Annotated in this window: 24 protein-coding genes; 8 read left to right on the top strand and 16 right to left on the bottom strand. The window is 67.1% G+C overall.

The genetic code is table 11. From position 1 onward, the window contains the following. Nucleotides 1–54: 54 nt before the first annotated feature. Nucleotides 55–420, bottom strand: a complete 366-nt coding sequence (locus ACL03I_RS01030; protein WP_355071608.1) for a hypothetical protein — start codon at nt 418–420, stop codon at nt 55–57. A gap of 241 nt (nt 421–661) precedes the next feature. Between ACL03I_RS01030 and ACL03I_RS01025 the strand changes: the two genes are divergently transcribed. Then, entirely contained in the window at nt 662–1,426 is a 765-nt protein-coding gene (locus ACL03I_RS01025) for an SDR family oxidoreductase (protein ID WP_355071609.1), read from the top strand. Between the two features lie 153 nt (nt 1,427–1,579). Here ACL03I_RS01025 and ACL03I_RS01020 read toward each other — a convergent pair whose 3' ends face one another. Continuing rightward, entirely contained in the window at nt 1,580–3,880 is a 2,301-nt protein-coding gene (locus ACL03I_RS01020; protein WP_412804909.1) for a glycosyltransferase family 39 protein, read from the bottom strand. Next, nucleotides 3,877–5,139, bottom strand: a complete 1,263-nt coding sequence (locus ACL03I_RS01015; protein ID WP_355071612.1) for a bifunctional glycosyltransferase family 2/GtrA family protein — start codon at nt 5,137–5,139, stop codon at nt 3,877–3,879. The genes ACL03I_RS01020 and ACL03I_RS01015 overlap by 4 nt, the downstream gene beginning before the upstream one ends. Nucleotides 5,140–5,255: 116 nt before the next feature. On the opposite strand from ACL03I_RS01015, the gene ACL03I_RS01010 reads away from it, so the two are divergent. After that, nucleotides 5,256–6,002: a TetR/AcrR family transcriptional regulator gene (locus tag ACL03I_RS01010; RefSeq protein WP_397279524.1), complete on the top strand. Its 747-nt coding sequence runs from the start codon at nt 5,256–5,258 to the stop codon at nt 6,000–6,002. Between the two features lie 141 nt (nt 6,003–6,143). On the opposite strand, the gene thiD is transcribed toward ACL03I_RS01010, so the two are convergent. Then, nucleotides 6,144–6,989: a bifunctional hydroxymethylpyrimidine kinase/phosphomethylpyrimidine kinase gene (gene thiD, locus ACL03I_RS01005; protein WP_355071616.1), complete on the bottom strand. Its 846-nt coding sequence runs from the start codon at nt 6,987–6,989 to the stop codon at nt 6,144–6,146. A gap of 89 nt (nt 6,990–7,078) precedes the next feature. Between thiD and ACL03I_RS01000 the strand changes: the two genes are divergently transcribed. Continuing rightward, a complete protein-coding gene (locus ACL03I_RS01000) occupies nt 7,079–8,215 on the top strand; it encodes a GTP-binding protein (protein WP_412804908.1) in 1,137 nt (378 codons plus the stop codon). Between the two features lie 44 nt (nt 8,216–8,259). Here ACL03I_RS01000 and ACL03I_RS00995 read toward each other — a convergent pair whose 3' ends face one another. Both ACL03I_RS00995 and ACL03I_RS00990 read right to left on the bottom strand, forming a co-directional pair. Then, on the bottom strand, nt 8,260–8,883 hold the full coding sequence (locus tag ACL03I_RS00995; protein ID WP_412804907.1) for an NAD(P)-dependent oxidoreductase: 624 nt from the start codon (nt 8,881–8,883) through the stop codon (nt 8,260–8,262). 106 nt (nt 8,884–8,989) lie between these two features. Continuing rightward, nucleotides 8,990–10,072, bottom strand: a complete 1,083-nt coding sequence (locus ACL03I_RS00990; protein WP_355071633.1) for an epoxide hydrolase family protein — start codon at nt 10,070–10,072, stop codon at nt 8,990–8,992. 86 nt (nt 10,073–10,158) lie between these two features. Between ACL03I_RS00990 and ACL03I_RS00985 the strand changes: the two genes are divergently transcribed. Further along, the gene (locus tag ACL03I_RS00985; RefSeq protein ID WP_412804906.1) at nt 10,159–10,803 is read left to right on the top strand and encodes a TetR/AcrR family transcriptional regulator; all 645 of its coding nucleotides are present in this window, start codon (nt 10,159–10,161) and stop codon (nt 10,801–10,803) included. A 62-nt stretch (nt 10,804–10,865) separates the two neighbouring features. Further along, nucleotides 10,866–11,273, top strand: coding sequence for a VOC family protein (locus tag ACL03I_RS00980; RefSeq protein WP_355071635.1), 408 nt, complete (start codon nt 10,866–10,868; stop codon nt 11,271–11,273). A 52-nt stretch (nt 11,274–11,325) separates the two neighbouring features. Here the strand turns inward: ACL03I_RS00980 and ACL03I_RS00975 are convergent, their stop codons facing one another. From ACL03I_RS00975 to ACL03I_RS00965, 3 genes are all read right to left on the bottom strand, one after another. After that, the gene (locus ACL03I_RS00975; protein WP_412804905.1) at nt 11,326–12,126 is read right to left on the bottom strand and encodes an inositol monophosphatase family protein; all 801 of its coding nucleotides are present in this window, start codon (nt 12,124–12,126) and stop codon (nt 11,326–11,328) included. Between the two features lie 124 nt (nt 12,127–12,250). Further along, the gene (locus tag ACL03I_RS00970) at nt 12,251–12,445 is read right to left on the bottom strand and encodes a hypothetical protein (RefSeq protein WP_039802559.1); all 195 of its coding nucleotides are present in this window, start codon (nt 12,443–12,445) and stop codon (nt 12,251–12,253) included. A 70-nt stretch (nt 12,446–12,515) separates the two neighbouring features. Then, nucleotides 12,516–12,785, bottom strand: a complete 270-nt coding sequence (locus ACL03I_RS00965) for a hypothetical protein (RefSeq protein WP_412804904.1) — start codon at nt 12,783–12,785, stop codon at nt 12,516–12,518. A 232-nt stretch (nt 12,786–13,017) separates the two neighbouring features. Here ACL03I_RS00965 and ACL03I_RS00960 point away from each other — a divergent pair, with 232 nt between their 5' ends. Then, the gene (locus ACL03I_RS00960; protein ID WP_412804903.1) at nt 13,018–14,244 is read left to right on the top strand and encodes a helix-turn-helix domain-containing protein; all 1,227 of its coding nucleotides are present in this window, start codon (nt 13,018–13,020) and stop codon (nt 14,242–14,244) included. A gap of 126 nt (nt 14,245–14,370) precedes the next feature. Here ACL03I_RS00960 and ACL03I_RS00955 read toward each other — a convergent pair whose 3' ends face one another. Further along, the gene (locus ACL03I_RS00955) at nt 14,371–15,165 is read right to left on the bottom strand and encodes a thioesterase family protein (RefSeq protein ID WP_412804902.1); all 795 of its coding nucleotides are present in this window, start codon (nt 15,163–15,165) and stop codon (nt 14,371–14,373) included. Nucleotides 15,166–15,314: 149 nt separating this feature from the next. Next, on the bottom strand, nt 15,315–16,571 hold the full coding sequence (locus ACL03I_RS00950; RefSeq protein ID WP_412804901.1) for a KasA/KasB family beta-ketoacyl-ACP synthase: 1,257 nt from the start codon (nt 16,569–16,571) through the stop codon (nt 15,315–15,317). A 27-nt stretch (nt 16,572–16,598) separates the two neighbouring features. On the opposite strand from ACL03I_RS00950, the gene ACL03I_RS00945 reads away from it, so the two are divergent. Continuing rightward, a complete protein-coding gene (locus tag ACL03I_RS00945) occupies nt 16,599–17,156 on the top strand; it encodes a TetR/AcrR family transcriptional regulator (protein ID WP_355071639.1) in 558 nt (185 codons plus the stop codon). A 166-nt stretch (nt 17,157–17,322) separates the two neighbouring features. Here the strand turns inward: ACL03I_RS00945 and ACL03I_RS00940 are convergent, their stop codons facing one another. After that, complete coding sequence (locus ACL03I_RS00940) at nt 17,323–17,784, bottom strand: MarR family winged helix-turn-helix transcriptional regulator (RefSeq protein ID WP_412804900.1); 462 nt, start codon at nt 17,782–17,784, stop codon at nt 17,323–17,325. Between the two features lie 57 nt (nt 17,785–17,841). On the opposite strand from ACL03I_RS00940, the gene ACL03I_RS00935 reads away from it, so the two are divergent. Further along, nucleotides 17,842–18,243, top strand: a complete 402-nt coding sequence (locus tag ACL03I_RS00935) for a VOC family protein (RefSeq protein WP_355071642.1) — start codon at nt 17,842–17,844, stop codon at nt 18,241–18,243. Nucleotides 18,244–18,318: 75 nt separating this feature from the next. On the opposite strand, the gene ACL03I_RS00930 is transcribed toward ACL03I_RS00935, so the two are convergent. The 4 genes from ACL03I_RS00930 to ACL03I_RS00915 all read right to left on the bottom strand — a co-directional run bounded on the left by ACL03I_RS00930 (nt 18,319) and on the right by ACL03I_RS00915 (nt 22,058). After that, the gene (locus ACL03I_RS00930; protein WP_355071643.1) at nt 18,319–18,942 is read right to left on the bottom strand and encodes a PIN domain-containing protein; all 624 of its coding nucleotides are present in this window, start codon (nt 18,940–18,942) and stop codon (nt 18,319–18,321) included. A gap of 52 nt (nt 18,943–18,994) precedes the next feature. Then, the gene (locus ACL03I_RS00925) at nt 18,995–19,468 is read right to left on the bottom strand and encodes a helix-turn-helix domain-containing protein (protein WP_364424556.1); all 474 of its coding nucleotides are present in this window, start codon (nt 19,466–19,468) and stop codon (nt 18,995–18,997) included. A 289-nt stretch (nt 19,469–19,757) separates the two neighbouring features. Further along, a complete protein-coding gene (gene thiC, locus ACL03I_RS00920) occupies nt 19,758–21,410 on the bottom strand; it encodes a phosphomethylpyrimidine synthase ThiC (protein WP_355071646.1) in 1,653 nt (550 codons plus the stop codon). A gap of 201 nt (nt 21,411–21,611) precedes the next feature. Next, complete coding sequence (locus ACL03I_RS00915; RefSeq protein ID WP_355071648.1) at nt 21,612–22,058, bottom strand: hypothetical protein; 447 nt, start codon at nt 22,056–22,058, stop codon at nt 21,612–21,614. Nucleotides 22,059–22,132: the final 74 nt, after the last annotated feature.

Below are 22,132 nucleotides of genomic sequence, written 5' to 3'. Positions count from 1 at the left end.
AACGAATTCGCTTAGGGCTCTTCCGAACTCGGCGCGCTCATGCGCTGTGACCGATCAGCACAACCCTTGCTGCTCGAGGCGCCCGGAATCGATGGCGTAGGAGGAGGCCCCGATGGCGGCGCCGATCAGGCCGACGATGATCGCGCCGGGGATCGCGCCGACGAAGAAGACGGGCAGGCCGACCAGCGCGCCGATGGCGGCGCCGATCGCCGCGCCGATTCCCGTGCGCAGTTCGATCGTGTCGCCGGGCGGCAGGCACGCCTTGATGTAGGTCACCTGCGGGGCCTCGATGGTCGCCGCGGCGATCGGTTCGGTGCGGTCGACGGGCGCGGCCGACGCGGTGGCGGCGAATCCGACGGTGAGCGCGGTTGCGACCAGTGCGCTGACCACCGTCACGGCCAGCTTCGTGAAAGCGTTCAACTGTTTCCCTGAATGTTCGCGGTGGACACGTGACCTGATGCGCTCCGGGTTCCCGCTCCGGAACGTGCGCTGTCACGCATCCGATCATCATCGCTGGAGTTTTGCGGTGTGCCAAGACCTGACGCTCGAATAGCCTGCGCCGGTGCCAACTCCGAGCGCCTTCGTCGATGTCACACTCGCCGGCGTCGCGTCGTCCTTCCTGTGAACGCGAAACGACGCAGCGACACAAGGAGTGAGGACCATGACGAAGGGCACGAAGATCGCGGTAGCGGGCGCGACAGGGCGGCTGGGCAGGCACGTGGTGGATGTGCTGAACGAGCAGGGGCACGAGGTGGTCGCCTTCTCCCGGGCCGACGGTGTCGACATCGAGACCGGGCGGGGCCTGGTCGATGCGCTGGATGGTGTGCGCGTCGTGATCGACGTTTCCAGCACGCCGTCCCCGGACCGGGAGGTGGCGACGGCCTTCTTCACCGCGACCGCGCGCAATCTGCACGAAGCGGGACAGAAGGCAGGGGTCGAGCGTCTGGTGGTGGCGTCGATCATCGGCATCGACGGCACCACCGCCGGATACAACGCGGCCAAGCTGGCCCACGAGCGAGCGCTGCTGGAAGGGCCGCTGCCGGTGCAGATCCTGCGTGCGGCGCAGTTCCACGAACTGGTCGAGCTGATGATGGGGTGGGGCACCCAGGGGGACACCGCCTACGTGGCCGAGATGCGCACCCAGTTGGTCGCCGCGCGTACCGTCGCCGAGGAACTCGTCCACCTCGCGCTCGCTCCCGAGATCACCGCGGCTCCTTTCCCGGAAATCGCGGGCCCGCAACCGGAAACGATGGCCGGTGCCGCAACCCTGCTTGCCGCCCGCCGCGGCGCGCCCGCACACGTCGTCGAGGTGAGCGACCAGGACAATCCCGATCGTGAGGTGTACGAAAACGGTGGACTTCTCCCCGGCCCGCACGCCAAGCTCGCAGGCCCGACGTTCGCCGAATGGATCGAGTCCGTCCGGTAGCCACGCGAAGACGTCGAAAACGCGGTCCGCACCGGCGCCGAGGTATGACGCCGGTGCGGATGCGGTGTTCAGCGAGTGCAGGGGAATGCGCTGAACACTGGAAGGCGATGCGGCCCCGAGGGATGCAGGGCGACAGGGCCGCATCGCGTGGTTTCAGTGGGTGGCGGTCAGGTCGTACAAGGCGACCCCGTCCACCTGGATGGCGGTGAAGTTCTCCTCGACCCACTGCGTGATCTGCGCACTGGGGGAGGAGCTGGATGAACCGGGCCCGCCACGGCCGCCGCCGACGAAGTAGTGGATCTTCCCTTCGGCGACATACTGCTGGAACTGCTCCAGCGTCGGCGAGGGGTCACTGCCGTTGAAGCCGCCGATCGGCATCACCGGAAGTTCGGTGGCCAACTGCAAGCCCGCGGCGCTGTTCGAGCCGATGGCCGCGGCCACCCAGGTGTAGTCGCCGCCGTTCTGCTCGAGCAGGGACACGATCTGCGCGCTCGGTTCGCTCGCCCCGAGGAGGCCGCCCATCCCACCGCCGCCATTGGGACCAGGACCGCCGTCTCCGGGCATACCGCCCGTTCCCTGCGGGAACACCGTGCCGTCCGGTGCCTGCCCGCCGGGCGCGGTGCCTTGCGGCGTGGTGCCGGACGGGAAACCCGGCGGTGTACCCGCGCCGTCGGGAGCTTGCCCGTCGGGCGGGAAGCCGGGCGGTGTACCCGCGCCGCCGGGGGCCTGCCCGTTGGGCGTGGTGCCCTGGCGTCCGCCGCTCGGTGTCCGGCCGCCGGGTGCGTTGCCCTGCGGTCCAGAACCCGGAAGTCGGCTGCCCGGCTGTGGAATTCGGCCGTCCGTGCCCTGCGGACTCGGCGAACCTCCGTCCGGCGGTGTGCCACCCGGTGCTTGCGCGGTGCCGTCGCGGCCCGTGCTCGTTCCGTTCTGCATACGGCGACCCATGCCGGGCATGCCTTCGCCCCGCGGTGGCCGCCCGCGCATCGCGACGTTCGGCCCCGCCGAAGGAATCGAACCGGCGTGTGGCGTCGCGATGGTATCGACGGCATAGGCCACGGGCCCGGCCAGGAAAGTGAACGCGACCGCCAGCGCCGACACGACGGCCAGCTTGCGCGGCGCGGGAACGAGCACGGCGAGTGTCGCGAGCACGCCGACGACCAGCACCGTCCAGCGCAGCCACGACTGCCATTCCGGACTGCGCGACAACAGCATCCAGGCGGTCGCCGTGGTGAGACCCACCGCGAGTGCCGACGCCAGTCGCACCCACAGCCGATGCCGCCCCCGCCACGCCAGGACCGCCCCCGCGCCGACCAGCGCGGCGATGGCCGGAGCCAGGGCGACGGTGTAGTACTGGTGGAAGATGCCCGCCATGAAGCTGAACACCAGCCCGGTCGCCAGGAGCCATCCGCCCCAGAGGACAAGCGAAGCGCGCTGCCGGTCGGTGCGAGCCGCTCTGCCGCGCAAGAGGATTCCGACGACCAGCGCGACCAGCGCGGCGGGGATCAACCACGCGATCTGACCGCCCTGTGCCGGTTCGAACATCCGCGTGACGCCGGTTTCCCCCCACATGCCGTTGCCGCCCGGCGGCAGCTCACCGCCGCCCGGTACGACGCTGCCGCGCTCGTTGCCGTTGAGCCGGCCGAGCCCGTTGTAGCCGAGGGTGAGTTCCAGGATGGAGTTCTCGTGCGAGCCGCCGATCCACGGACGGGACGAGGCGGGCCACAACTCCACCGCGAGCAGCCACCAGCCCGCGGCCACCACCATCGCGGCCCCGGCCGCGAAGAGTTGCAGGATGCGCTTGCCGAGCTTCGGCGGCCCCGCGAGCAGATAAGTCAGCGCGAGCGCCGGAACCACCAGCAGCACCTGCAATTGCTTGGTGAGAAAGCCGAATCCGATCAGCGCGCCGGTCAGCACCAGCCAACGCCAGCGGCCGTCCTCCACCGCCCGGGTCATCGCCCAGGCGGCGGCGATCATCAAGAACACCAAGAGCGCTTCGGGATTGTTGAAGCGGAACATCAACGCCGCGACCGGCGTCACCGCCAGCGCCAACCCGGCGAGCAATCCGGCCGCGGGCCCGAACGGCCTGCGCACCGTCGCCCACAGCAGTGCCACGCTCGCCACGCCGAGCAGCACCTCCGGCACCAGGATGCTCCAGCTGTTGAGGCCGAAGGCCCGCACCGATAGCTCCATCAACCACAGCGAGGCGGGTGGCTTGTCCACGGTGATCGAGTTGGCCGCGTCGGAGGACCCGAAGAAGAACGCCTTCCACGACACCGAGCCCGCCTGCACCGCGGCGGAATAGAACGAATTCGCCCACCCATTGGCGCTCAGGTTGCACAGATAGGTCACCGCCGTGCCGAGCAGCAGCGCCGCCAGCGCCGGATACTCCCAGTTCCTTCTGGTCCGAGGCCGCGGTTGGGCCGCGACCGGTTGCGTCGTCAGAGTCGCCGTCATCGACGAACCTCCGCGGCGAGCCCCGATGCGTTCGACGCACGATCGCCTCCGCTGTCGCGGAACACCCAGCGCAGCCCGACGAACCGCAGCAGCGTCGCCACCAGATTCGCCACCACCAGGACGAACAGTTCCAGATGCACCGAGGAGTCCGGCGCCCACCGATGCAGCGCGAACAACGAACCGCTGGTGAGCGCCAGCCCGATGCCGAAGATCACCAAACCCTGGAACTGGTGCGACACGGCCCCGTTCGAGCCGCGCACGCCGAAGGTGAAGGCACGGTTGGCCGCCGTGTTGCCCACCGCCGTGATCAGCAGGGCGGCGAAGTTCGCCACTTGCGCGCCGGTCAATGGTTGCAGCGCCACGTAGAGCAGCAGGTAGGCCAGCGTGCTCAACACACCGACGATCGCGAACCGCACCAGCTGACCCACCATGCCCAGCGGCACCCCGGGCACCAGCGGTTCCCGGCCCACCGAGCGGCGCAGTTCCTCCAGCGGCAGCGCGCCGGTCGCCAGCGCCCGACCAAGCCGCCAGATGCCGAGCAGGTCCTTGCGGGCGGTGTCGATGATGTCGACGCGGCTGTCCGGGTCATCGATCCAGTCCACCGGGACCTCGTGAATCCGCAGACCCGCCCGCTCGGCGAGCACCAGCAATTCGGTGTCGAAGAACCATTCCCCGTCGTGCACCAGCGGTAGCAGGCGGCGCGCCACCTCGGTGCGCATCGCCTTGAAGCCGCACTGCGCGTCGGAGAAGTGCGCGCGCAGCGAGGCCTTCAGCAGCAGGTTGTAGCAGCGCGAGATGATCTCGCGCTTGGGTCCGCGCACCACGCGGGACGCGGCGTCGAGCCGGGTGCCGATGGCCAGGTCGGAATGCCCGGTGATCAGCGGCGCGACCAGCGGGAGCAAGGCGTTCAGGTCGGTGGACAGGTCGACGTCCATGTAGGCGACCACCTGCGCGTCCGAGTGTTCCCACACCGCGCGCAGCGCCCGACCGCGCCCCTTGGCGGACAGATGGACGACGCGCACATCGTCCAGTTCCTCCGCGAGCAGCTGGGCGACCTGGAGCGTGGCGTCGGTGCTCGCGTTGTCGGCGACCGTGATGCGCGCCGGGAACGGGAACCCCTCGCGCAGGTGGGCGTGCAGTCTGCGTACGCACACGCCGAGGTCGGTCTCTTCGTTGTAGACGGGTATCACCACGTCCAGCACGGGCGCGCCCGTGGTCTCGGTCCGTTCCGTCGCCGCGACGGTGGAAGTCTCGGTCATGCGAACCAGACTCGACGGCCACACTGCCACCGGGCTGGGCCTCAGCTGTGAGGTTCCTGGTAGCTCGGGATCGCCGGGTGGATGCCCGGCGGACGCCCGGTTATCGGGGCTGCTCGGTGCAGGTAGCATCCGGATTCGTGATGCTGCGCGGCCGGACGGAAGACGACCAGCCGCCGAAACGCGTGGACGCCCGCACCGAGCGCTGGCGCGAGCATCGCAGAAAGGTGCGCGAGGAGTTCGTGGACGCGGCGTTCCGCGCCCTCGACAAATTCGGCCCCGCCGTCAGCATGGGCGACATCGCCAAGGAGGCGGGCGCGGCTAAGCCGAAGCTGTATCGCCATTTCGAGGACAAGACCGACCTCTACAACGCGATCGTGGACCGGGTCCGCGACCTGCTCTGGGAACAGGTCATGACCAGCTTCGACCTCACCGGCGACTCGGCCGGTGACCTGGTGCGCCGCGCCGCGTCCGAATACGTGCTGGTGGTGTCGCGGCAGCCGAACGTCTTCCGGTTCATGCTGCACAGCCACTTCACGCAACGGTCCGACGACGCCGATCGCGCGCTGCAATCGGCCAGGCAGTCCGCCCGGCGCGCCGCCGAGCTGTTCGCAGGCGTCGTGGACGACGAGTCGGTGCGGGTCGAAAACGTGCAGCTGGTGATCTATTCGATTTTCGGCGCGGTGGCCTCGGCCACCGATTGGTGGCTGGGAGTGAACCGGCTGGAGCCGCCCGCCATGACGGCCGAGCAGTTCGCCGACTATCTGAGCGAGACCATCTTCGCGCTGGTGGCGGCGAGCGCTCGGCTGCACGGCATCGCCATCGCGGCCGATCGTCCGCTGCACCTCGCCTTTTCCACGTTGTGACCGGAGCGCCCCCCGGGCCGGGCGCCGAGGTCGTGCCGCGTCCACGCCGAACGTCGTTGTTCCGATCGCCTCGCCGTTGAAGCCATCCGTGTCGGCGACGTCTTCAGTATCGCAGCGCCCACCGACAAGAAATGGCGCCGATCAGCTCCGGTGCAACCGCCACAGCGGGGACACCGGCCCATGGCCAGCGCCGAGATCGTAGGACGCGGCCAAGCAGCGGTAGGTCCACTCCTTGGCGAACTCGACCGCTTCGGGCACCGGATAGCCGTGGGCGAGCGCACAGGCGATCGCGGCGGCCAGCGTGTCGCCGCCGCCGTGGTCGTTGCCGGTCGCGATGCGCGGCGCGGTGAATTCGAGGAATTGCTCGCCGTCGAACAGCAGGTCGGCGCTGTATTCGGAGGAACGCAGGTGCCCGCCCTTGACGATCGCCCACCGCGGTCCCAGCTTGTGCAGCGCCTCGGCCGCGCGCCGCGCCGAATCGTCGTCCGCTACCTCGATGCCCGTGAGCAGGCGGACCTCGTCCAGGTTCGGCGTCACCACGGTCGCGAGCGGAATCAGGGTGTTGCGCAGCGCGTCCAGCGCTTCGGCGTGCAGCAGTGGGTCGCCGTGCATCGAGGCCGCCACCGGATCGACGACCAGCGGAATCTCGCCATCGCGGCCGATGCCGACCTCCCGGCACACTTCCGCGACCGCCTCGATGATCGCGGTCGAGGCCAGCATGCCGGTCTTCGCGGCGCCGACGCCGATATCCCCGGCGACCGAGCGCACCTGAGCGGCCACGACCTGCGGCGGAATCTCGTGGAAACCGCTGACGCCCACCGTGTTCTGCACGGTCACCGCTGCGACCGCGACCAGGGCGTGCACGCCGCACAGCGCCATGGTGCGGGTATCGGCTTGGATTCCGGCGCCTCCGCCGGAATCGGTACCGGCAATGGTGAGCGCCCGGACGGGGGTCTGCCCCTCGGCGGGCAATGGCAGCAATTTCACGACCCAAACCCTACGGCGACGTCGTTCTCCCGCTACGGGCAACCGGACCCGCCCGTACACATAAAATGAAAATCGTTATCATTAACTTCATGGACTCCGACCTGCTTCCCGTCACCGTGCTGTCCGGCTTCCTCGGTGCGGGCAAGACGACGCTGCTCAACCACATCCTCGCCAACCGGGAGGGCCGCCGGGTCGCGGTCATCGTCAACGACATGAGTGAGGTGAACATCGACGCCGCGCTGGTCGCGGGCCAAGGCCACCTCGACCGCACCGAAGAGAAGCTGGTCGAACTGACCAACGGCTGCATCTGCTGCACCCTGCGCGAGGACCTGATCGAGGCGGTGGCCCGGCTCGCGCGGGAAGGACGGTTCGATCAGCTGGTGATCGAGTCCACCGGCATCTCCGAGCCGATGCCTGTGGCCGCGACCTTCGACTGGGAGTTCGAGGACGGGTTCCGGCTCGGCGACATCGCCCGGCTGGACACCATGGTGACCGTGGTCGATGCCTCGACCTTCCTCGCGGAAGTGGCGCGCGGCCAAGCGCTGGCCGAGCGGAATCTGGAAGCGGGGGAGGGCGACGCGCGCACCATCGCCGACCTCCTGGTGGATCAGGTCGAGTTCGCCGACGTCGTGCTCGTCAACAAGACCGACCTGGTGGGCGTCGCGGCGGCGGGTGCGGTGGAGGCCACGGTGCGCAGGCTCAATCCGCGCGCTCACGTGCTGCGGACCACTAACGGTGTGGTCGACCTGCGCGAGGTGCTCGACACCGGCCGCTACAACCCGCTGGTCGCCGCGGCGGCCGAGGGGTGGGCGGAGGAACTCGCAGGCGGCCACACGCCGGAGACCGAGGAGTACGGCATCCGCAGCCTCACCTACACCGCCGACCGGCCGTTCCATCCGCTGCGTCTGGCCGATGCGCTGGAGCGGTTGCGCGGCCTGTTGCGCAGCAAAGGATTCTGCTGGATCGCGAGCCGCTCGACGCTGGCCGCCGTGTGGTCGCAAGCGGGACCGAACCTGGTGTTCGAACCCGCCGCCTGGTGGTCGTCGCTGGAGGTGCCGCCAGGGCAGGAGATCGTGTTCATCGGGGTGAAGCTGGATTGCGCGAAGGTGCGCGCGTTGTTGGACGAAGCCCTGCTCACCGACGCGGAGTTCGCCGCGGGCCCTGGCGCTTGGGCCGAGTATCCAGATCCTCTCCCGGCCTGGGATGAACTGCACGAGCACATGTGAGCGCTGCGTCGACCCACACGTCTCTGTGCCGCCGCATCACGCGCTCAGTTCGAGATACCGGGCGCCTGGTGCAGGTAGGTGGGGTCGGTCAGTTGCTCGATCATGAAGTCGGCGATGTCGGCGCGGGAGATTTTCAGGGTGAGTCCGGGCTCGTCCGCCCGGAACCCGCGCCGGTAGCCACCGGTGGCCGGTCCGTCGGTGAACGCGCTCGGCCGCACGATCGTCCAATCCAGGTCGCTGGCCATGACGTACTTCTCCTGCTCGACGTGGTCGGCGTAGGCCGGGCGCAGCAGCAAGCCGAACATCACGTACTTCCACAGGAAGTTCAGGTTGCCCTTGCTGTCGCCCACGCCGAGCGTCGTCTGGCAGATCAGCCGTTTCACGCCCGTGCGCCGCATCGCGTCGATGATCGCTTTGGTGCCGCCCGCCCGGACCACGCCCTTGCGGCCGTTGCCGAGCGAGATCAGCACCGCCTCCTGTCCCTCCACCGCGCGTTGCACCGAATCGGTGTCCAGCACATCGCCTTCCACGACGCGCAGCCGCTCGTGCCGCTGCGTGACGCTCGCGGCGCTGCGGGTGAAGGCCGTCACCTCGTGGCCCTCCCGCAGCGCCCGCTCGACGACGAGACGCCCGACGGTACCGGTGGCTCCGAAGACCGCGATTCGCATGGTTTCTCTCCTTGTTCGAAAGCTGTTGTGCTGTTGATGAATCCAGTACATCAGCGGGAATCGAGACGAACCATGGCCGCGACTCTCGATGCCATAAGCGACTGTCTCAGCGCAGCTTCGCGAAGAACTCCGTGATCTCCTCCGTCATGAGCGCGGGCGCCACATGGTGCAGGTAATGGGTGAACACATCGTGCGTGCGCCACGAGACGATGTTGTGATCGCGCTCGGCGAAGCGCCGGATGCCGTGGAAATCGCCGGAGGAGCCGCACAGCGCGAGCGGAACCGTGGTCGGCGCGGTGGGGTGCTCGGCCTTGTCCTTCTCGAAGTAGTGCCGGATCGCCGAGCCCGCGGTGCCGGTGAGCCAGTGGATCGCGATATTGGTCAGCACGAAGTCGTCGTCCAGATCCGGGCCGAGCAGTTGGCCGTTCCAGCCGACCAATCCGGCGGGCGAATCCGTGATCGCGTGCGCCAGCGTCTGCGGCTGCTGGGATTGCAGCACGTTGAAGCCCATCTTGTTCTTCACGAACCAGTCCAGGGTGGCCAGCGACCGCTGCTCGTCCTCGTCGAGATCGGCCAGTTCGGCCGGGTCGCCGGACGGGAACGAGTACACCTGCGCGACGTGCACGCCGACGACGTTCTCCGGAGCCACCCGCCCGAGTTCCGGCGAGATCTGCGATCCGCCGTCGTTGCCCACCGCGCCGTAGCGGGCGTAGCCGAGCCGCCGCATCAACTCGGCCCAGGCGCGGGCGATGCGAGCGTCGTTCCAGCCCGCCTCGGTGGTGGGGCCGGAGAAGCCGTATCCCGGTACCGAAGGGATCACCAGATCGAATCCGGCCGTGGTGAGCGGCTCGATGACGCCGACGAACTCGACGAAAGTGCCGGGCCAGCCGTGCGTGAGGATCAGCGGGAACGCGTCCTCCTGTGCGGATTTCACGTGCAGGAAATGGATGTTCTGACCGTCGATCTCGGTGGTGAACTGCGGGTAGGCGTTCAGCGCGTTCTCGACCGCGCGCCAGTCGAACCCGTCGCGCCAGTAATCGACCAGGTGACGGACGCGCTCGACGCTCACCCCGTAGGTGTCGCCCGAGCCTGGGATCTGCTGAGCCCACCGGGTACGTGCGAGCCGGTCGCACAGATCGTCCAGCTCGGCCTGGGCGATGTCGATGCGGAAGGGGGTGATCGCGGTCATGTCCTGCTCCTAGTGAAACGGAATGCTCTGTTCTGTTCCAACCGTAACAGAACGGATCATTCCGTTTCAAGTGCTACGCTGAATTCATGCCGAGAACATCCGACGCCCCAGCTCAGAAGGGTCTGCCCGGCCGCAAGGCGCAGGCGGCCCGCAACGACGGCTTGATCCTGGAGGCCGCCCGCGTGGTCTTCCTCGCCGACGCGACGGCCCCGATCTCCGCCGTCGCCGAACGCGCGGGCGTCGGGATCAGCGCGCTCTACCGCCGCTATCCGAGCAAGGAAGTGCTGCTGCGCACGCTCTGCCATGACGGTCTGCGCCGATACAACAAGGAGGCCGAAGCGGCGCTGGAGGATTCGGACGGATGGCGCGGACTCGTCGGCTTCTTGGAGCGCGTGGTGGACGCGGACGTGCATTCCCTCGCCGTGCACCTCGCGGGCACGTTCACTCCCGACGAATCGATCCTCCCCGACGTCCTGCGCTCCGGCGAGGCGACCGAGGAGCTCGTGCGCCGCGCCCACGCCACCGGCAAGCTGCGTCCCGACGTCACCCCGCAGGACCTCGGCCTGATCCTGGAATCCTGCGCGGCGGTCGCGGTGCCCGACCCCGAGCGCACCGTCCAGTTGCGCCGCCGCGTGCTCGCGATGCTCGTCGCCGGACTGAGCTCCGACGGCGAACTCCCCGGCCCACCGCCCGCGCCGGACGAGTTCTCCTGGCGGTGGGCACGGCGATGAATTTCCCGGGGTGAACCGGTCCGCACTGGTACGAATACCGCAGTCCGCCGAAAGGAAGTGCCGTGAACTGGACACTCGAGGTCGTGATCGTGCCCGTGTCGGACATCGACCGAGCCAAGCGGTTCTACGCGGAGCAACTGGGCTTCGCCGTCGACCATGACACGAAGATCGCCGAGGAGGTGCGCATAGTGCAGCTCACCCCGCCCGGCTCGGGCTGCTCGATCGTGATCGGCAAGGGCGCGGTGCCGGACATGCGCCCCGGATCCCAACAAGGCCTCCAGTTGGTAGTCAACGACCTGCGCAAAGCCCATGAGGAACTGACTTCCCGCGGCGTCGAGCTCACCGAAATCCAAGTCCTCGGCGAAAACCCGACCCCCATGCCCGACCCCTTGGACAACGTCGGATTCTTCTTCTTCACCGACCCGGACGGCAACGGCTGGGCCGTACAACAGATCTCGACCCGTCCGTGAGCAACCTGATTTCGACCGCCGGTGGCAAGCCGGGATGATCCTGTCCCCAAGATCAATAGATCGATTCGTTGACCAAGCTCATGAGTTCGTCGGCGATGGCGGGTGAGACGGCGATCGTGTCCGGAGAGTCGAGGCTGTGGCGGCGAGAGCTCGAGTCGAGGACAACAGCGCCCGCCTCCCGGGCGATGAGCACGCCGGCCGCCGTGTCCCAAGGCTTGTTGGACAGCATGACGCAGGCGTCGGTCCGCCCCTCGGCAACCCACACCAGATCGAGGGCGGCGGATCCGAACATTCGTACCCGCTCGACAGTTGCCGCCAGCGCGGCGGTGAGAGCGATGCGGCGCTCGTTCTCCGGCATCGCCTCCTGCCCGACCGCATAATCACCGATGGAAACAATTGCCTGGCTGAGCGTTTCGGTGCTGCTCACTCTGATCGGTTTGCCATTGCTCCACGCGCCCCGCCCAGCGGCGGCGTGATACTCCAAGCCGAGGAACGGTGCGCCGATAACTCCGATCACCGGTTCGCCGTCGTGAACCAGAGCCAGCGATACAGCGCAGAGCGGCAGTCCGTGAATGAAGTTGGACGTTCCGTCGATCGGATCCAGAACCCACATATACCGCGCCTTGTGTGCGGGCGACCTGTCATCCAGTTCCTCACCGAGAAACCCGCACTCGGCTGTCGCGTCGGCCAGATACCGCCTGATGTCATCTTGGATTCGATGGTCCAGGCCGGTTACGTAGTCGCGATCGCCCTTGGTGTGGATGGTTCCTCGATCGGCGGTGTGGAGAAGTTCAGCCCCCCGCTCAACCGCCGAACGAGCGATTCCGAGTAATTCGATTAGACTCGCTGTCATACCGGAGCGACCTCCTAGCGCTGGACGACATTACTTTCGGACTGCTGCATGGCCTGCAATTTATCTGCCCGGATTGGCAACGGCTAGTCGATGCGACAGATCTCGACCTTTCCGTGGGCTCGCTTCACCGAGTGTCATTCGATAGACCTGCCCATTCCCGGATTGCGTCGGCGATGCGCTGAAGATGCTCCGGTGACCGATCGTTCGCTTCCCTGAGCAGGTCGAGGTACTCCTCAGCGGTGTATGGCATTCCATCCGGGCCCACGATGTACATCGAGCCGTCGATGTGCGACTGCATCATCCCGATGGGTTCGCTCATGTCATCGCCACCCATGCGGTGCTCGAGACGCCCGCAAGTAGATCCGCTCCCCAGGTAACCCGCCGGGCAATCATCGGTCGTCCCTCGCGGGCACCATGCGCCCCGCCTCACGCAGTACGCGAACGGCGTGCGCCCGCGCCTCGCATGAGGTGGCGTCGCAGTCGAGGTGGTCTTGCATGACCAAGTGGGCTTCATCCATAAGGTAGGGAATGGATGGTGCGGCGTGATCGGGCTCCTGGGGCCGATGGTCGATCATCCATGGCAGCACCCAAAACAAGAGAATGAATCCGCCCACGACGGCGGCAACCATAATCAAAACCGCTGAAATATCCGCGGACATCTGATACCCCCTTGCGCGTTTGTTCTGTCGAATCGAATAGGCACTCAGTGCGGGTGGCTTTCGGTTGAACCGTTTACGACCTGGAGTCCGGTGTCGTGGTCGTGGACCCGATATCGAGTGCTGCGACTTACGGTAGGTATGCGCCAGACGGGGCCGGGTACATTTCATACCATCCGTTCGCATTTGGTCCGATACTCTTTACTCACACGGGCACGTCGCGTAGGAGGGCGCCATGCAGGACCCCTGGGATGAAGCACCTGTCGGTAAGCGGATCAAGGCCCTGCGTGAGCGTGCGGGCATGTCGCGGCCTGTCCTGGCCGGACTTGTCGGCCGGTCGGCAGAGTGGATCAAAGCTGTTGAGGCAGGTCGCCTTCAACCTCCGAAGCTGCCGATGTTGCTGCGAATCGCGCAAGCTCTCGAGGTGAAGGACCTAGCCGAGTTGACCGGCAACGGACATGCGGTGTCGGTGGCGGTCTTCGCCGGTGCGCAACATGAAGCGCTCGCCGAGGTGCGTCGCGCACTCACCGACTACCGGATGACATCGAGCCCACGCCCGGCCAGTGTCGAGCACCTGGCGATCCGATTGGCTCAGGCGTGGAAGATTCGCCACAGTAGCCCCGACCACCGCACCCAGTTGGGGGCGCTGCTGCCCGGCCTTATCCGCGACGCGCAGCAGGCGGCGCGCATTCCAGGGGCGGGTCGTAGAGAAGCGCGTCGTGTGCTCGCAGGTGTGTATCAGCTCGCGGACTTCTACGTCGCTTATCAGCCTGCGCCCGAACTGGTCTGGCTGGTCGCCGACCGCGCCATGAACGAGGGCTTTGAAGCCGATGATCCGTATGTGATCGCGTGCAGCACATGGGCGATGGCGCAGGCGCTGCGGGACTCCGGCCGCTGGGAGGAAGCGCTCGACCTGATCCGCGATGCGCTGGGCCAGTTGGAGCCCTATCTGAGCAGGGATGAGACACCGGATGATTGGCGGGGGATCGCAGGTGCTCTCGAAGCCGAAGCCGCGTATGTGCACGGTCGCCGCGGCCGCTATGGGGAGGCGTGGGCGCATTGGGAGTCGGCCGACGCGATGGCCCGCAATCTGGGTCGAGAGTATCGGCATGTGCAGTCATCGTTTTCCATGCCCGCGATGACGGCCCATGCGACGACGCTCGGTGTGGAGCTGCGGCGTTCGGCAGAGGCTCTTCGTGCGGCGGGGAATGTGGATGCGGAGACGATCGTGTCGGTGCCGCGCCGTAGCCGCCACTACATCGAGGTCGCACGGGCACATGCGCAGCGGCGGGAGTCCGCAGCGGTGTTCGCGATGCTGGAGAGGTCGGAGCAGACAGCGCCGGAGACCATTCGATACAACGGGTTCGCGCGGGAGATGATCCACGACCTGGTGCAGCACCCGCCGACGGGGATGAGCCGCGACGTGCGGAACCTGAGCCGCCGCGTCGGCGTACTCGTGTAGCTGCCGACCTCTCGCCCTGACGGCTGTCAGTCGCGTCGAAGCTACGACCACAAGATTGGGCAATCCAGCAGATCCAGACCCGTCCGTGAACGCGGCGGTGACGAACGCCGAGTGGGTCTGCCTCGGTTATCGGTTGCCGAGGAAGAGGGTTTGCGTGCTGCGGCCCAAGGGACCCTTTTCGTCGTAGAGCGCTGATTCCGCCATACCTATGCCATGGGGTTGGGGGTAGGTGACGGCGTCGAGGCAGACCCATTCGCCCGCCGGCTGGCGGTACAGGGTGACCGTCAGGTCGGTGTTGATGAAAAGGTACTTCGACCAGTCCAGGACCGCGCTCACGCCGTTGCCGGAATCCGCGGCCGCGAGGGTGCGCTCCAGCGGGCTCGGATCGGTGCCCGCGACGATCGGGTGCTTGATCCTGATCCAGCAGATCGCCGGGCCTGGTTCGGAGAAGGATCCGCTGACGAAGCGGTAATCGATGGCCGTGTGGAACCCGATCGGCTGGGTGGACGGGAACGGCTCGGGCGCGTCCGCGTGCTCCGGGCCGGGGCGCGAACCCGTCGGCAAGAAGCGTTCCGGCAGCGGCAATTCCGGTTCGGCCAGCTTGAATCGCCAGGCATTCGCCCGCATCACCGGCCCGCGCTCGGTCGACAGTGTCGCCTCGATGAGTTCGACGCTGCGACCGGGACGCGCGACGCGCGCCTGCGCGGTGAGCGGTTCCAACGGCACCGGGCCGAGGATCTCGACGGCGACCCGGCCGACCTGGAACCCGGGCCGTGGCTCGCACCGCTCGATCACGTGCCCGAGCAGCGCCGACGGTGGACCGGCGTGCTGGGCGTCCGGCGACCAGGGGCCACGGGTGAGCTCGGTCGAGATGAATCGGTCCGGCCGATCGGGATCGGGTAGGTAGAAGGCGTCAGTCATGACCGTGCCTCGCCCGCGCTCGGCTCAGTGCGCGCCCGCGCACGGTGTCCTCGGTTGCTTCGCTGACGCTCGCTCACGGCGCTGTCCATCCTTCGGGCCGATCGGTCGCTTGCACAACGACGGTAACCCGCCCCGGAACGGGCTCGGGATCAGACCCGGCCGAACGCGAGCGCGACGTTGTGCCCGCCGAAACCGAACGAGTTGTTCAGTGCGAAATCGACGTGTTGAGTCCGTGGCGCGCCCGCGACGACGTCGAGATCGATCTCCGGATCGAGGTTGTCGAGGTTCAACGTCGGCGGGACGACCTGATCCCGCAGGGTGAGCATGGTGACGAGCGATTCCAACGCGCCGACCGCCCCGATCGAGTGACCCAGCGCGGATTTCGGAGCGTAGACCGAGGCGTCGGGCGCGACGGAGGTGATCGCGTTGGCTTCCGAGGCGTCGCCGATGGAGGTCGACGTGGCGTGGGCGTTCACATGCTGGATATCCGAAGCCCGCAGTCCCGCGGTTTCGATGGCCTTACGCATCGCGCGGGCAGCGCCGAGCCCTTCCGGCTCGGAGGCGACGATGTGATAGGCGTCGGAGGTGATGCCCGCGCCGAGCACCCGCCCGTGCACGGTCGCGCCGCGCGCGCGTGCGTGCCGCTCCGATTCGAGCACCAGCAGCGCGCCCGCCTCGCCGAAGACGAACCCGTCGCGGTCCCGGTCGAACGGGCGGGACGCGCGTTCCGGTTCGTCGTTGCGGGTGCTCATGGCGCGCATCATGGCGAAGCTCGCGATGGGCACGGCGTCGATGTGTCCTTCGACCCCGCCCGCCACCACTACGTCCGCCTCGCCGGTGGTGATCAGCCGCCAGGCGTGCGCGATCGCCTCCGAACCCGACGAACATGCCGAGACCGGAGCGAAAACTCCTGCTCTGGCACCGATTTCGAGCCCGACGGTGGCGGCGGGACCGTTCGGCATCACCATCGGCACCGACATCGGCGACACCTTGCGGTAGCCGCCCGCGCGCATCGCGTCGACCGCGGAGATCAGCGCGTCACCACCGCCGAGCCCGGTGCCGATCGCCACCGCCAAGCGGTCGCCGTCCACCTCGGGCGCGCCCGCCGCGCGCCAGACCCGGCGGCCGAGCACCAGCGCCATCTGTTCGACGTAGGAATGCCTGCGCTGTTCGACCCGGGACAGTTCCCCGCTGGGCTGTGACTTCAACTTGCCGCCGATGCGGACCGGCAGGTCGTACTCGGCCACGAAATCGTCATCCAACGCGCCGATCCCGCTGTGCCCCGCCAGCAAACCGGACCAGGTCGTATCCATGTCGTCGGCCAGCGACGTGGTCGCCGCGTATCCGGTGACCACGACCGAATTCCGAGTTTCTGAAGCGATTGTTACAGTCACGATGTCATGCATACCTGTACCGATCGCTACAGTCAACCCATGGCCCGCCCCCTCGACCACGCCAAACGCGCAGAACTGCTCGCCGCCGTCGTGAGCTACATCGCCGATCACGGTCTCGCGGACCTGTCGCTGCGCCCGCTGGCCGCCGAACTCGGCACCAGCTCCCGCATGCTGATCTACTACTTCACGACCAAGGAGGAATTGCTGGTCCAAGCGCTGGCGACGCAGCGCCCCGACATCGCGGCGATGTTCGCCGACATCGGTGACGCTGCGGAACTGCGCGACCGGCTGTGGGATTTCTGGACCGCGAACGCCTCGGGCGACGGCCGCACCAGCGTCAGGGTGATGCTTCAGGTGCTCGGCGCGGCCTGTGCGCCGCGCAGTCCGTATGCCGATTACGCCAACTCGGCCATCGCGATCTTCGTCTCGGCGCTGGCCGACGGGCTGCGCGTCATCGATTCCATTGATGACCCGGAAATTGTCGCCACACTGTTGATTTCGGGTCTGCGCGGAATTCTGCAAGACCGGCTGATCACCGGCGAGGTCGAGCGCACCGATCGCGCGGCCCGCCGCCTGATCGAACAGACGGTGCTCTGAACAGTTTGTCGGCGCATCGGCAGTGGGCAGAGTTCGAGCCGTCGTGCGGTCGGTGACGGTGGAATCTGGTAGCGACGCTGCTGCTCGGCACGGCCGTGGCCCGCGCTTCCGACTAGCTCTGCGACGAGGGCGGGGTGATCAGATCGCTCGCCTCGCGCGGAGGCGATCACTCGGTGCGTGACCCCGGGTGCGCATGCGCGAAGAGGCGTTCGAGCATCGCATGCAGCTGCTCTCGTTCCGCGGGGTCGAGCGGGGCGAGGATCTCGTCGCCGACCCGACCGGCTTCGCGATCGAGGGAACGCAACGCGGTACGGCCGGTCCGGGTGAGGCGCACGGTGATGCGGCGACGGTCGCGCTCGTCCCGCGCCCGTTCCACCCTACCGGCGGCTTCGAGTTCGTCGACGATCTTGGCCACGTCGCTGGGGTGGATGGCCAGGCGCTCGGCCAAGTCCCGCTGGGCGTGCGGGCCGAAATCGGCGAGCGCCGCGAGGATCGCCATGTGCCACAGGCGCAGGCCGCGCGCGGCGAGGCGGTCGGCGAACCCGGTGCGCGCGGCCTTGCCGACCCGCGACAGGAGGTAGATGTCGAGGCCGAGCAGGCTCGGTGGGAGTGCGCGTCCGGTACCCATGGGCCTATTGTAGGAGCGAACCTACAATAGGTCAGCACCAACTAATCGGAGATCACCGTGGACGCGCTACATCCGAGACTCCTCGTCACCCGCTTCGCCGAATGCTTCGGGTTCTACGCGGCGGTGCTACCCGAGCTGATCGGGGCGACCCTCGTCAAGGGAACCGCCGCCGGTCCATACGCGAACTGGGACGTGGCGGACCAAGGCGTACTAGTGCTCTTCGATCGCGCCGCGATGGCGGAGGTCATCGGCACGTCTACGCTGCCTGCCGCACCGTCGCAGGACACGGTGATGTTCGTCTGCCGAGTGCCCGACGTCGACGCGGGCGCGAAGCTGTGCGCCGACCACGGCGCGACCGTTGTCGCGGGCCCAACCGACCGCCCGCAGTGGGGCCCCGGACTGCGCACCGCCCACCTGCGCGACCCGGAGGGCACGCTCATCGAACTCCAGTCCTATTGACCGCCAGGTAGTTCGACGATTCCATGCCGCACCCGCACGCCAACCGGTGCCTACCGGAGTATCAGGCGTTGTACTTTACAAGTCCGGTTCGCGCAGAAGAGCGTTGATATCAAGTGTCAGCAGATGCTTTCGGACGCGCTCTGCGAAAGCGGGCGCTCCAGCCGCCTTCAGTCGTTCGGGGAGTGCGGCGCTGCTGGTATCGCTATTGCGAACGTGGTAGACGAGTTGCTTCGCGGTGACGGCTCGAACCATATGGGGGGCCGAGTCATCGACAAGCTCGAAGAATTCATCGGCTGTGTAGATCTCGTAGGGAAGCTCATCCATCTGAGTGAAGTGCTTATCGTTGTCGGTGAGCAGGATGTCGATGGCGGCGTAAACCGCCGCGCAGTGGACGTGGGCATCGCCCACGTCGGGGTAAGTCGCCGACTTATCGATCGTGTAGCCGGTTATGTGGCCCGTCTCGAACGTGTGCTCGAGTCTGCGGCGAATGCCTCCGACCTGGGCGTCATCCAGCAGCGGGTTGTTTTTCCTCAGGTGGTAATGGAACTCCGCCATGATGTCGTCAGTCCACATGACCTCGAACATCTCATTGTCCGGCTCGAGATAGAGCAGTGCGAGCCAATCCCGGAGCGTACGGGAGTACAAGACGTTCGCATCGACAAGCACATTCGTACCCCACCCGCTGACCATGACGGACATGGTACAAGCGGACGGGGCACCACTTACCGGATCAAACAGGCATCGTGAGCAGTCAGTCGACTACGCCGAGTTCGTCTTCGAGAGCGCGCAGGTCATCGAAAGCCTGACGCTGCGCAGCCCGCTGGGATTCCCTGTGCGCGAGAACATCCCTGCTGAAAAGTCGAGTGTGCGAGCCGACCTTGTGCGCGGGCAACGTGCCTTCGTTGACCAGCTTCATCAGTGTCGGACGTGAGATGCTCAGCATCTTTGCGGCGACGGTGGTGGTCACCTCGTTCGGGACACTGCCGACAGTCACGGTGCAACCACGGCTGATGAAGTCGAGAATCTGAGAGATCAGCGCCGTCAGCTGGGCGGGCATCTCCACGGAGTCCCCACTTCGGAGACCGACAGTAATGGTCTCCTCTGCATCATCCGACGCGACGCCGCGAGCCTGCTCGACGTGGGCCTGGAACGCCCGAGCCTGCTCGATTTCGCTTGCGGTGATCGACACGACCGCTTTCTCGTCGTGAATCAGTGACGGACTCATCGACTCGAACTCCTTTCTGCTCTCGCAGGTACTACTTACCGTAGGCGCTTGCACTTATAAGTGCAAGGGCGACGCCAGGCTTACAGACACCAGCAGCGCTAGGGGTCCGACGACGCGTCGACTCTAGGCGCGCTACTCGGCCCCAATCCTCGCCAGCCCGATAGTGCTTGCCATGCGAACGTCTCTACCTGGAACTTCTGAGCAGATGAGATCCAGCGTCGAAAATTCAGCCGGCTTTTGTCGTCCCACCGCCCGCCGCATCGTCGCGATGCGGCGGGCGGGGCGGTGACTACGAGACCACGGGCAGGTAGACGGCGTTGCCGTGGCTGGCGAACTCGGCGGACTTCTCCGCCATGCCCGCCTGCAGTGCCTCCGCGTCGTTCAAGCCCTGGCGCTCGGCGTATTCGCGCACGTCCGCGGAGATCCGCATCGAGCAGAACTTGGGGCCGCACATGGAGCAGAAGTGTGCGGTCTTGGCGGGTTCGGCGGGCAGGGTCTCGTCGTGGTATTCGCGCGCGGTGTCCGGATCGAGGGACAGCGCGAACTGGTCGCGCCAGCGGAATTCGAAGCGGGCCTGGGACAGCGCGTCGTCGCGCTGCTGTGCGTGCGGATGGCCCTTGGCCAGGTCGGCGGCGTGTGCGGCGATCTTGTAGGTGATCACGCCGACCTTCACGTCGTCGCGGTTGGGCAGGCCGAGGTGTTCCTTCGGCGTGACGTAGCAGAGCATGGCGGTGCCCGCCTGCGCGATGATGGCGGCGCCGATCGCGGAGGTGATGTGGTCGTAGGCGGGGGCGATGTCGGTGGCGAGCGGGCCGAGGGTGTAGAACGGAGCCTCCTCGCACAGCTCCTCCTCGAGCCGCACGTTCTCCACGATCTTGTGCATGGGCACGTGCCCCGGACCCTCGATCATCACCTGCACGCCATGGGATTTCGCGATCTTGGTCAGTTCGCCAAGGGTGCGCAGTTCCGCGAACTGCGCCTCGTCGTTGGCGTCGGCGATGGAGCCGGGCCGCAGGCCGTCACCGAGGGAGAACGTGACGTCGTAGCGGGCCAGGATCTCGCAGAGCTCCGCGAAGTGCGTGTAGAGGAACGATTCCTGGTGATGCGCGAGGCACCAGGCCGCCATGATGGATCCGCCGCGCGAGACGATGCCGGTCACCCGCTTGGCGGTCAGCGGAATGTAGCGCAGCAGCACGCCCGCGTGGACGGTCATGTAGTCGACGCCCTGTTCGCACTGCTCGATCACGGTGTCCCGGTAGATTTCCCAGGTCAGCGCGGTCGGGTCGCCGTTCACCTTCTCCAGCGCCTGGTAGATCGGCACGGTGCCGACCGGGACGGGGGAGTTGCGCAGAATCCACTCGCGGGTCTCGTGGATGTTCTTGCCGGTGGACAGGTCCATGATGGTGTCCGCGCCCCAGCGGGTGGCCCACACCATCTTCTCCACCTCCTCCGCGATCGAGGAGGACACGGCCGAGTTGCCGATGTTCGCATTGATCTTGACCAGGAACTTCTTGCCGATGATGGTCGGCTCGAGCTCCGGATGCTTGTGGTTGGCCGGGATCACCGCGCGGCCCGCGGCGACCTCTTCCCGCACCGATTCCGGCGAGACGCCTTCCCGCGCGGCAATGAAACGCATCTCCGGCGTGACTAGGCCCTCGCGGGCCCAGGCGAGCTGAGTACGCGGGCCCTTCCCCTCGGGTCTGGTCCACGTGTCGCGCAGTTTCGGTAGACCGCCTTCGAGATCGATCGTCGCCGACTCGTCGGTGTACGGGCCCGACGTGTCGTAGACGTCGAAGTGCTCGCCATTGGTCAGATTGATCCGGCGCACCGGAATGCGCAGGTCATCGACCTCGAGATAGTGCTTGACGCTGCCCTCGATGGGGCCGGTGGTGACGCTGTCGACGGGTGCGGATCCGCCGTCGGACGCAGCGGCGCGTGCCATTTTTCCTCCCTACGCCGGCATTACCCGGTCAGGTTCATACGGTCGACGGCCCTGACGCCTCTCGGCTAGCCGTCCTCTCAGCCCGCTGGTGCGAGCCCCCGTTGGTTTGTGAAATTTTCCCGCCCGACCATACCCGGACCCGCCGAGCGTCTGCCCGGCGATTCGGCTGATCGAGTGAAGACGCAGGCAGCGGCGTTGGGATCAGGCGTCTTCCGCCGGCTGCGGGGTGGCCGAATGTCCCGGGGCGCCGTGGGTGCGGCGAGCTTCTTTCATCTCGGCCTCGTAGATGTGGCGGCGGCCGTCGAGCAGTTCGTCGCGGGCGGCGCGCTCGATGTCGCGGAACAGGTCGTAGTAACCGTCGTCGTATTCCTCGATGATCTGGAATGTCCAGCGTCCGGCCAACACGTTGCGCCCGATCAACTCGGCGGAGATCCGATCGGCGATGTGCGCGTGACCCGCCGCGCGGAACAGCTCCACCGCTATGTCGAGCGCCAGATCGGCCCCGCCGGTCAGTTGGTGGAAGGAGTACAGGTGGCCGCGTGCGCGTTCGACGATCTCCAGGGCCTCCGAGAGTTTGCCGGTGGCGGCGACGGTGCCGTCGTCGACGCCATCGGGGCGACGGTGTTGAGCGGCCGGGCGATCGGTCATGACCTCGCTCCTTGTCCGGAGGATGGGTGCGGCCGTGAACTCCGCGGTCCGGCCGGGCAGCGGAGATCGAGGCG

Origin of the sequence: Nocardia sichangensis (assembly GCF_047200615.1) — a bacterium.
Classification (GTDB): domain Bacteria; phylum Actinomycetota; class Actinomycetes; order Mycobacteriales; family Mycobacteriaceae; genus Nocardia; species Nocardia sichangensis.
This window is presented reverse-complemented; position numbering and strand designations above follow the sequence as displayed.

What these genes read in the sequence shown, in the direction of transcription:
- ACL03I_RS01025 (WP_355071609.1), top strand. Translation starts at nt 662, where the DNA reads ATGACGAAGGGCACGAAGATCGCGGTAGCGGGCGCGACAGGGCGGCTG.
- ACL03I_RS01020 (WP_412804909.1), bottom strand. Translation starts at nt 3,880, where the DNA reads ATGACGGCGACTCTGACGACGCAACCGGTCGCGGCCCAACCGCGGCCT.
- ACL03I_RS00915 (WP_355071648.1), bottom strand. Translation starts at nt 22,058, where the DNA reads ATGACCGATCGCCCGGCCGCTCAACACCGTCGCCCCGATGGCGTCGAC.
- ACL03I_RS00985 (WP_412804906.1), top strand. Translation starts at nt 10,159, where the DNA reads ATGCCGAGAACATCCGACGCCCCAGCTCAGAAGGGTCTGCCCGGCCGC.
- ACL03I_RS01015 (WP_355071612.1), bottom strand. Translation starts at nt 5,139, where the DNA reads ATGACCGAGACTTCCACCGTCGCGGCGACGGAACGGACCGAGACCACG.
- ACL03I_RS00955 (WP_412804902.1), bottom strand. Translation starts at nt 15,165, where the DNA reads ATGACTGACGCCTTCTACCTACCCGATCCCGATCGGCCGGACCGATTC.
- ACL03I_RS00975 (WP_412804905.1), bottom strand. Translation starts at nt 12,126, where the DNA reads ATGACAGCGAGTCTAATCGAATTACTCGGAATCGCTCGTTCGGCGGTT.
- thiC (WP_355071646.1), bottom strand. Translation starts at nt 21,410, where the DNA reads ATGGCACGCGCCGCTGCGTCCGACGGCGGATCCGCACCCGTCGACAGC.
- ACL03I_RS00930 (WP_355071643.1), bottom strand. Translation starts at nt 18,942, where the DNA reads ATGTCCGTCATGGTCAGCGGGTGGGGTACGAATGTGCTTGTCGATGCG.
- ACL03I_RS00950 (WP_412804901.1), bottom strand. Translation starts at nt 16,571, where the DNA reads ATGCATGACATCGTGACTGTAACAATCGCTTCAGAAACTCGGAATTCG.
- ACL03I_RS00970 (WP_039802559.1), bottom strand. Translation starts at nt 12,445, where the DNA reads ATGAGCGAACCCATCGGGATGATGCAGTCGCACATCGACGGCTCGATG.
- ACL03I_RS00940 (WP_412804900.1), bottom strand. Translation starts at nt 17,784, where the DNA reads ATGGGTACCGGACGCGCACTCCCACCGAGCCTGCTCGGCCTCGACATC.
- ACL03I_RS00925 (WP_364424556.1), bottom strand. Translation starts at nt 19,468, where the DNA reads ATGAGTCCGTCACTGATTCACGACGAGAAAGCGGTCGTGTCGATCACC.
- ACL03I_RS00990 (WP_355071633.1), bottom strand. Translation starts at nt 10,072, where the DNA reads ATGACCGCGATCACCCCCTTCCGCATCGACATCGCCCAGGCCGAGCTG.
- ACL03I_RS00960 (WP_412804903.1), top strand. Translation starts at nt 13,018, where the DNA reads ATGCAGGACCCCTGGGATGAAGCACCTGTCGGTAAGCGGATCAAGGCC.
- ACL03I_RS01000 (WP_412804908.1), top strand. Translation starts at nt 7,079, where the DNA reads ATGGACTCCGACCTGCTTCCCGTCACCGTGCTGTCCGGCTTCCTCGGT.
- ACL03I_RS00995 (WP_412804907.1), bottom strand. Translation starts at nt 8,883, where the DNA reads ATGCGAATCGCGGTCTTCGGAGCCACCGGTACCGTCGGGCGTCTCGTC.
- ACL03I_RS00965 (WP_412804904.1), bottom strand. Translation starts at nt 12,785, where the DNA reads ATGTCCGCGGATATTTCAGCGGTTTTGATTATGGTTGCCGCCGTCGTG.
- ACL03I_RS00945 (WP_355071639.1), top strand. Translation starts at nt 16,599, where the DNA reads ATGGCCCGCCCCCTCGACCACGCCAAACGCGCAGAACTGCTCGCCGCC.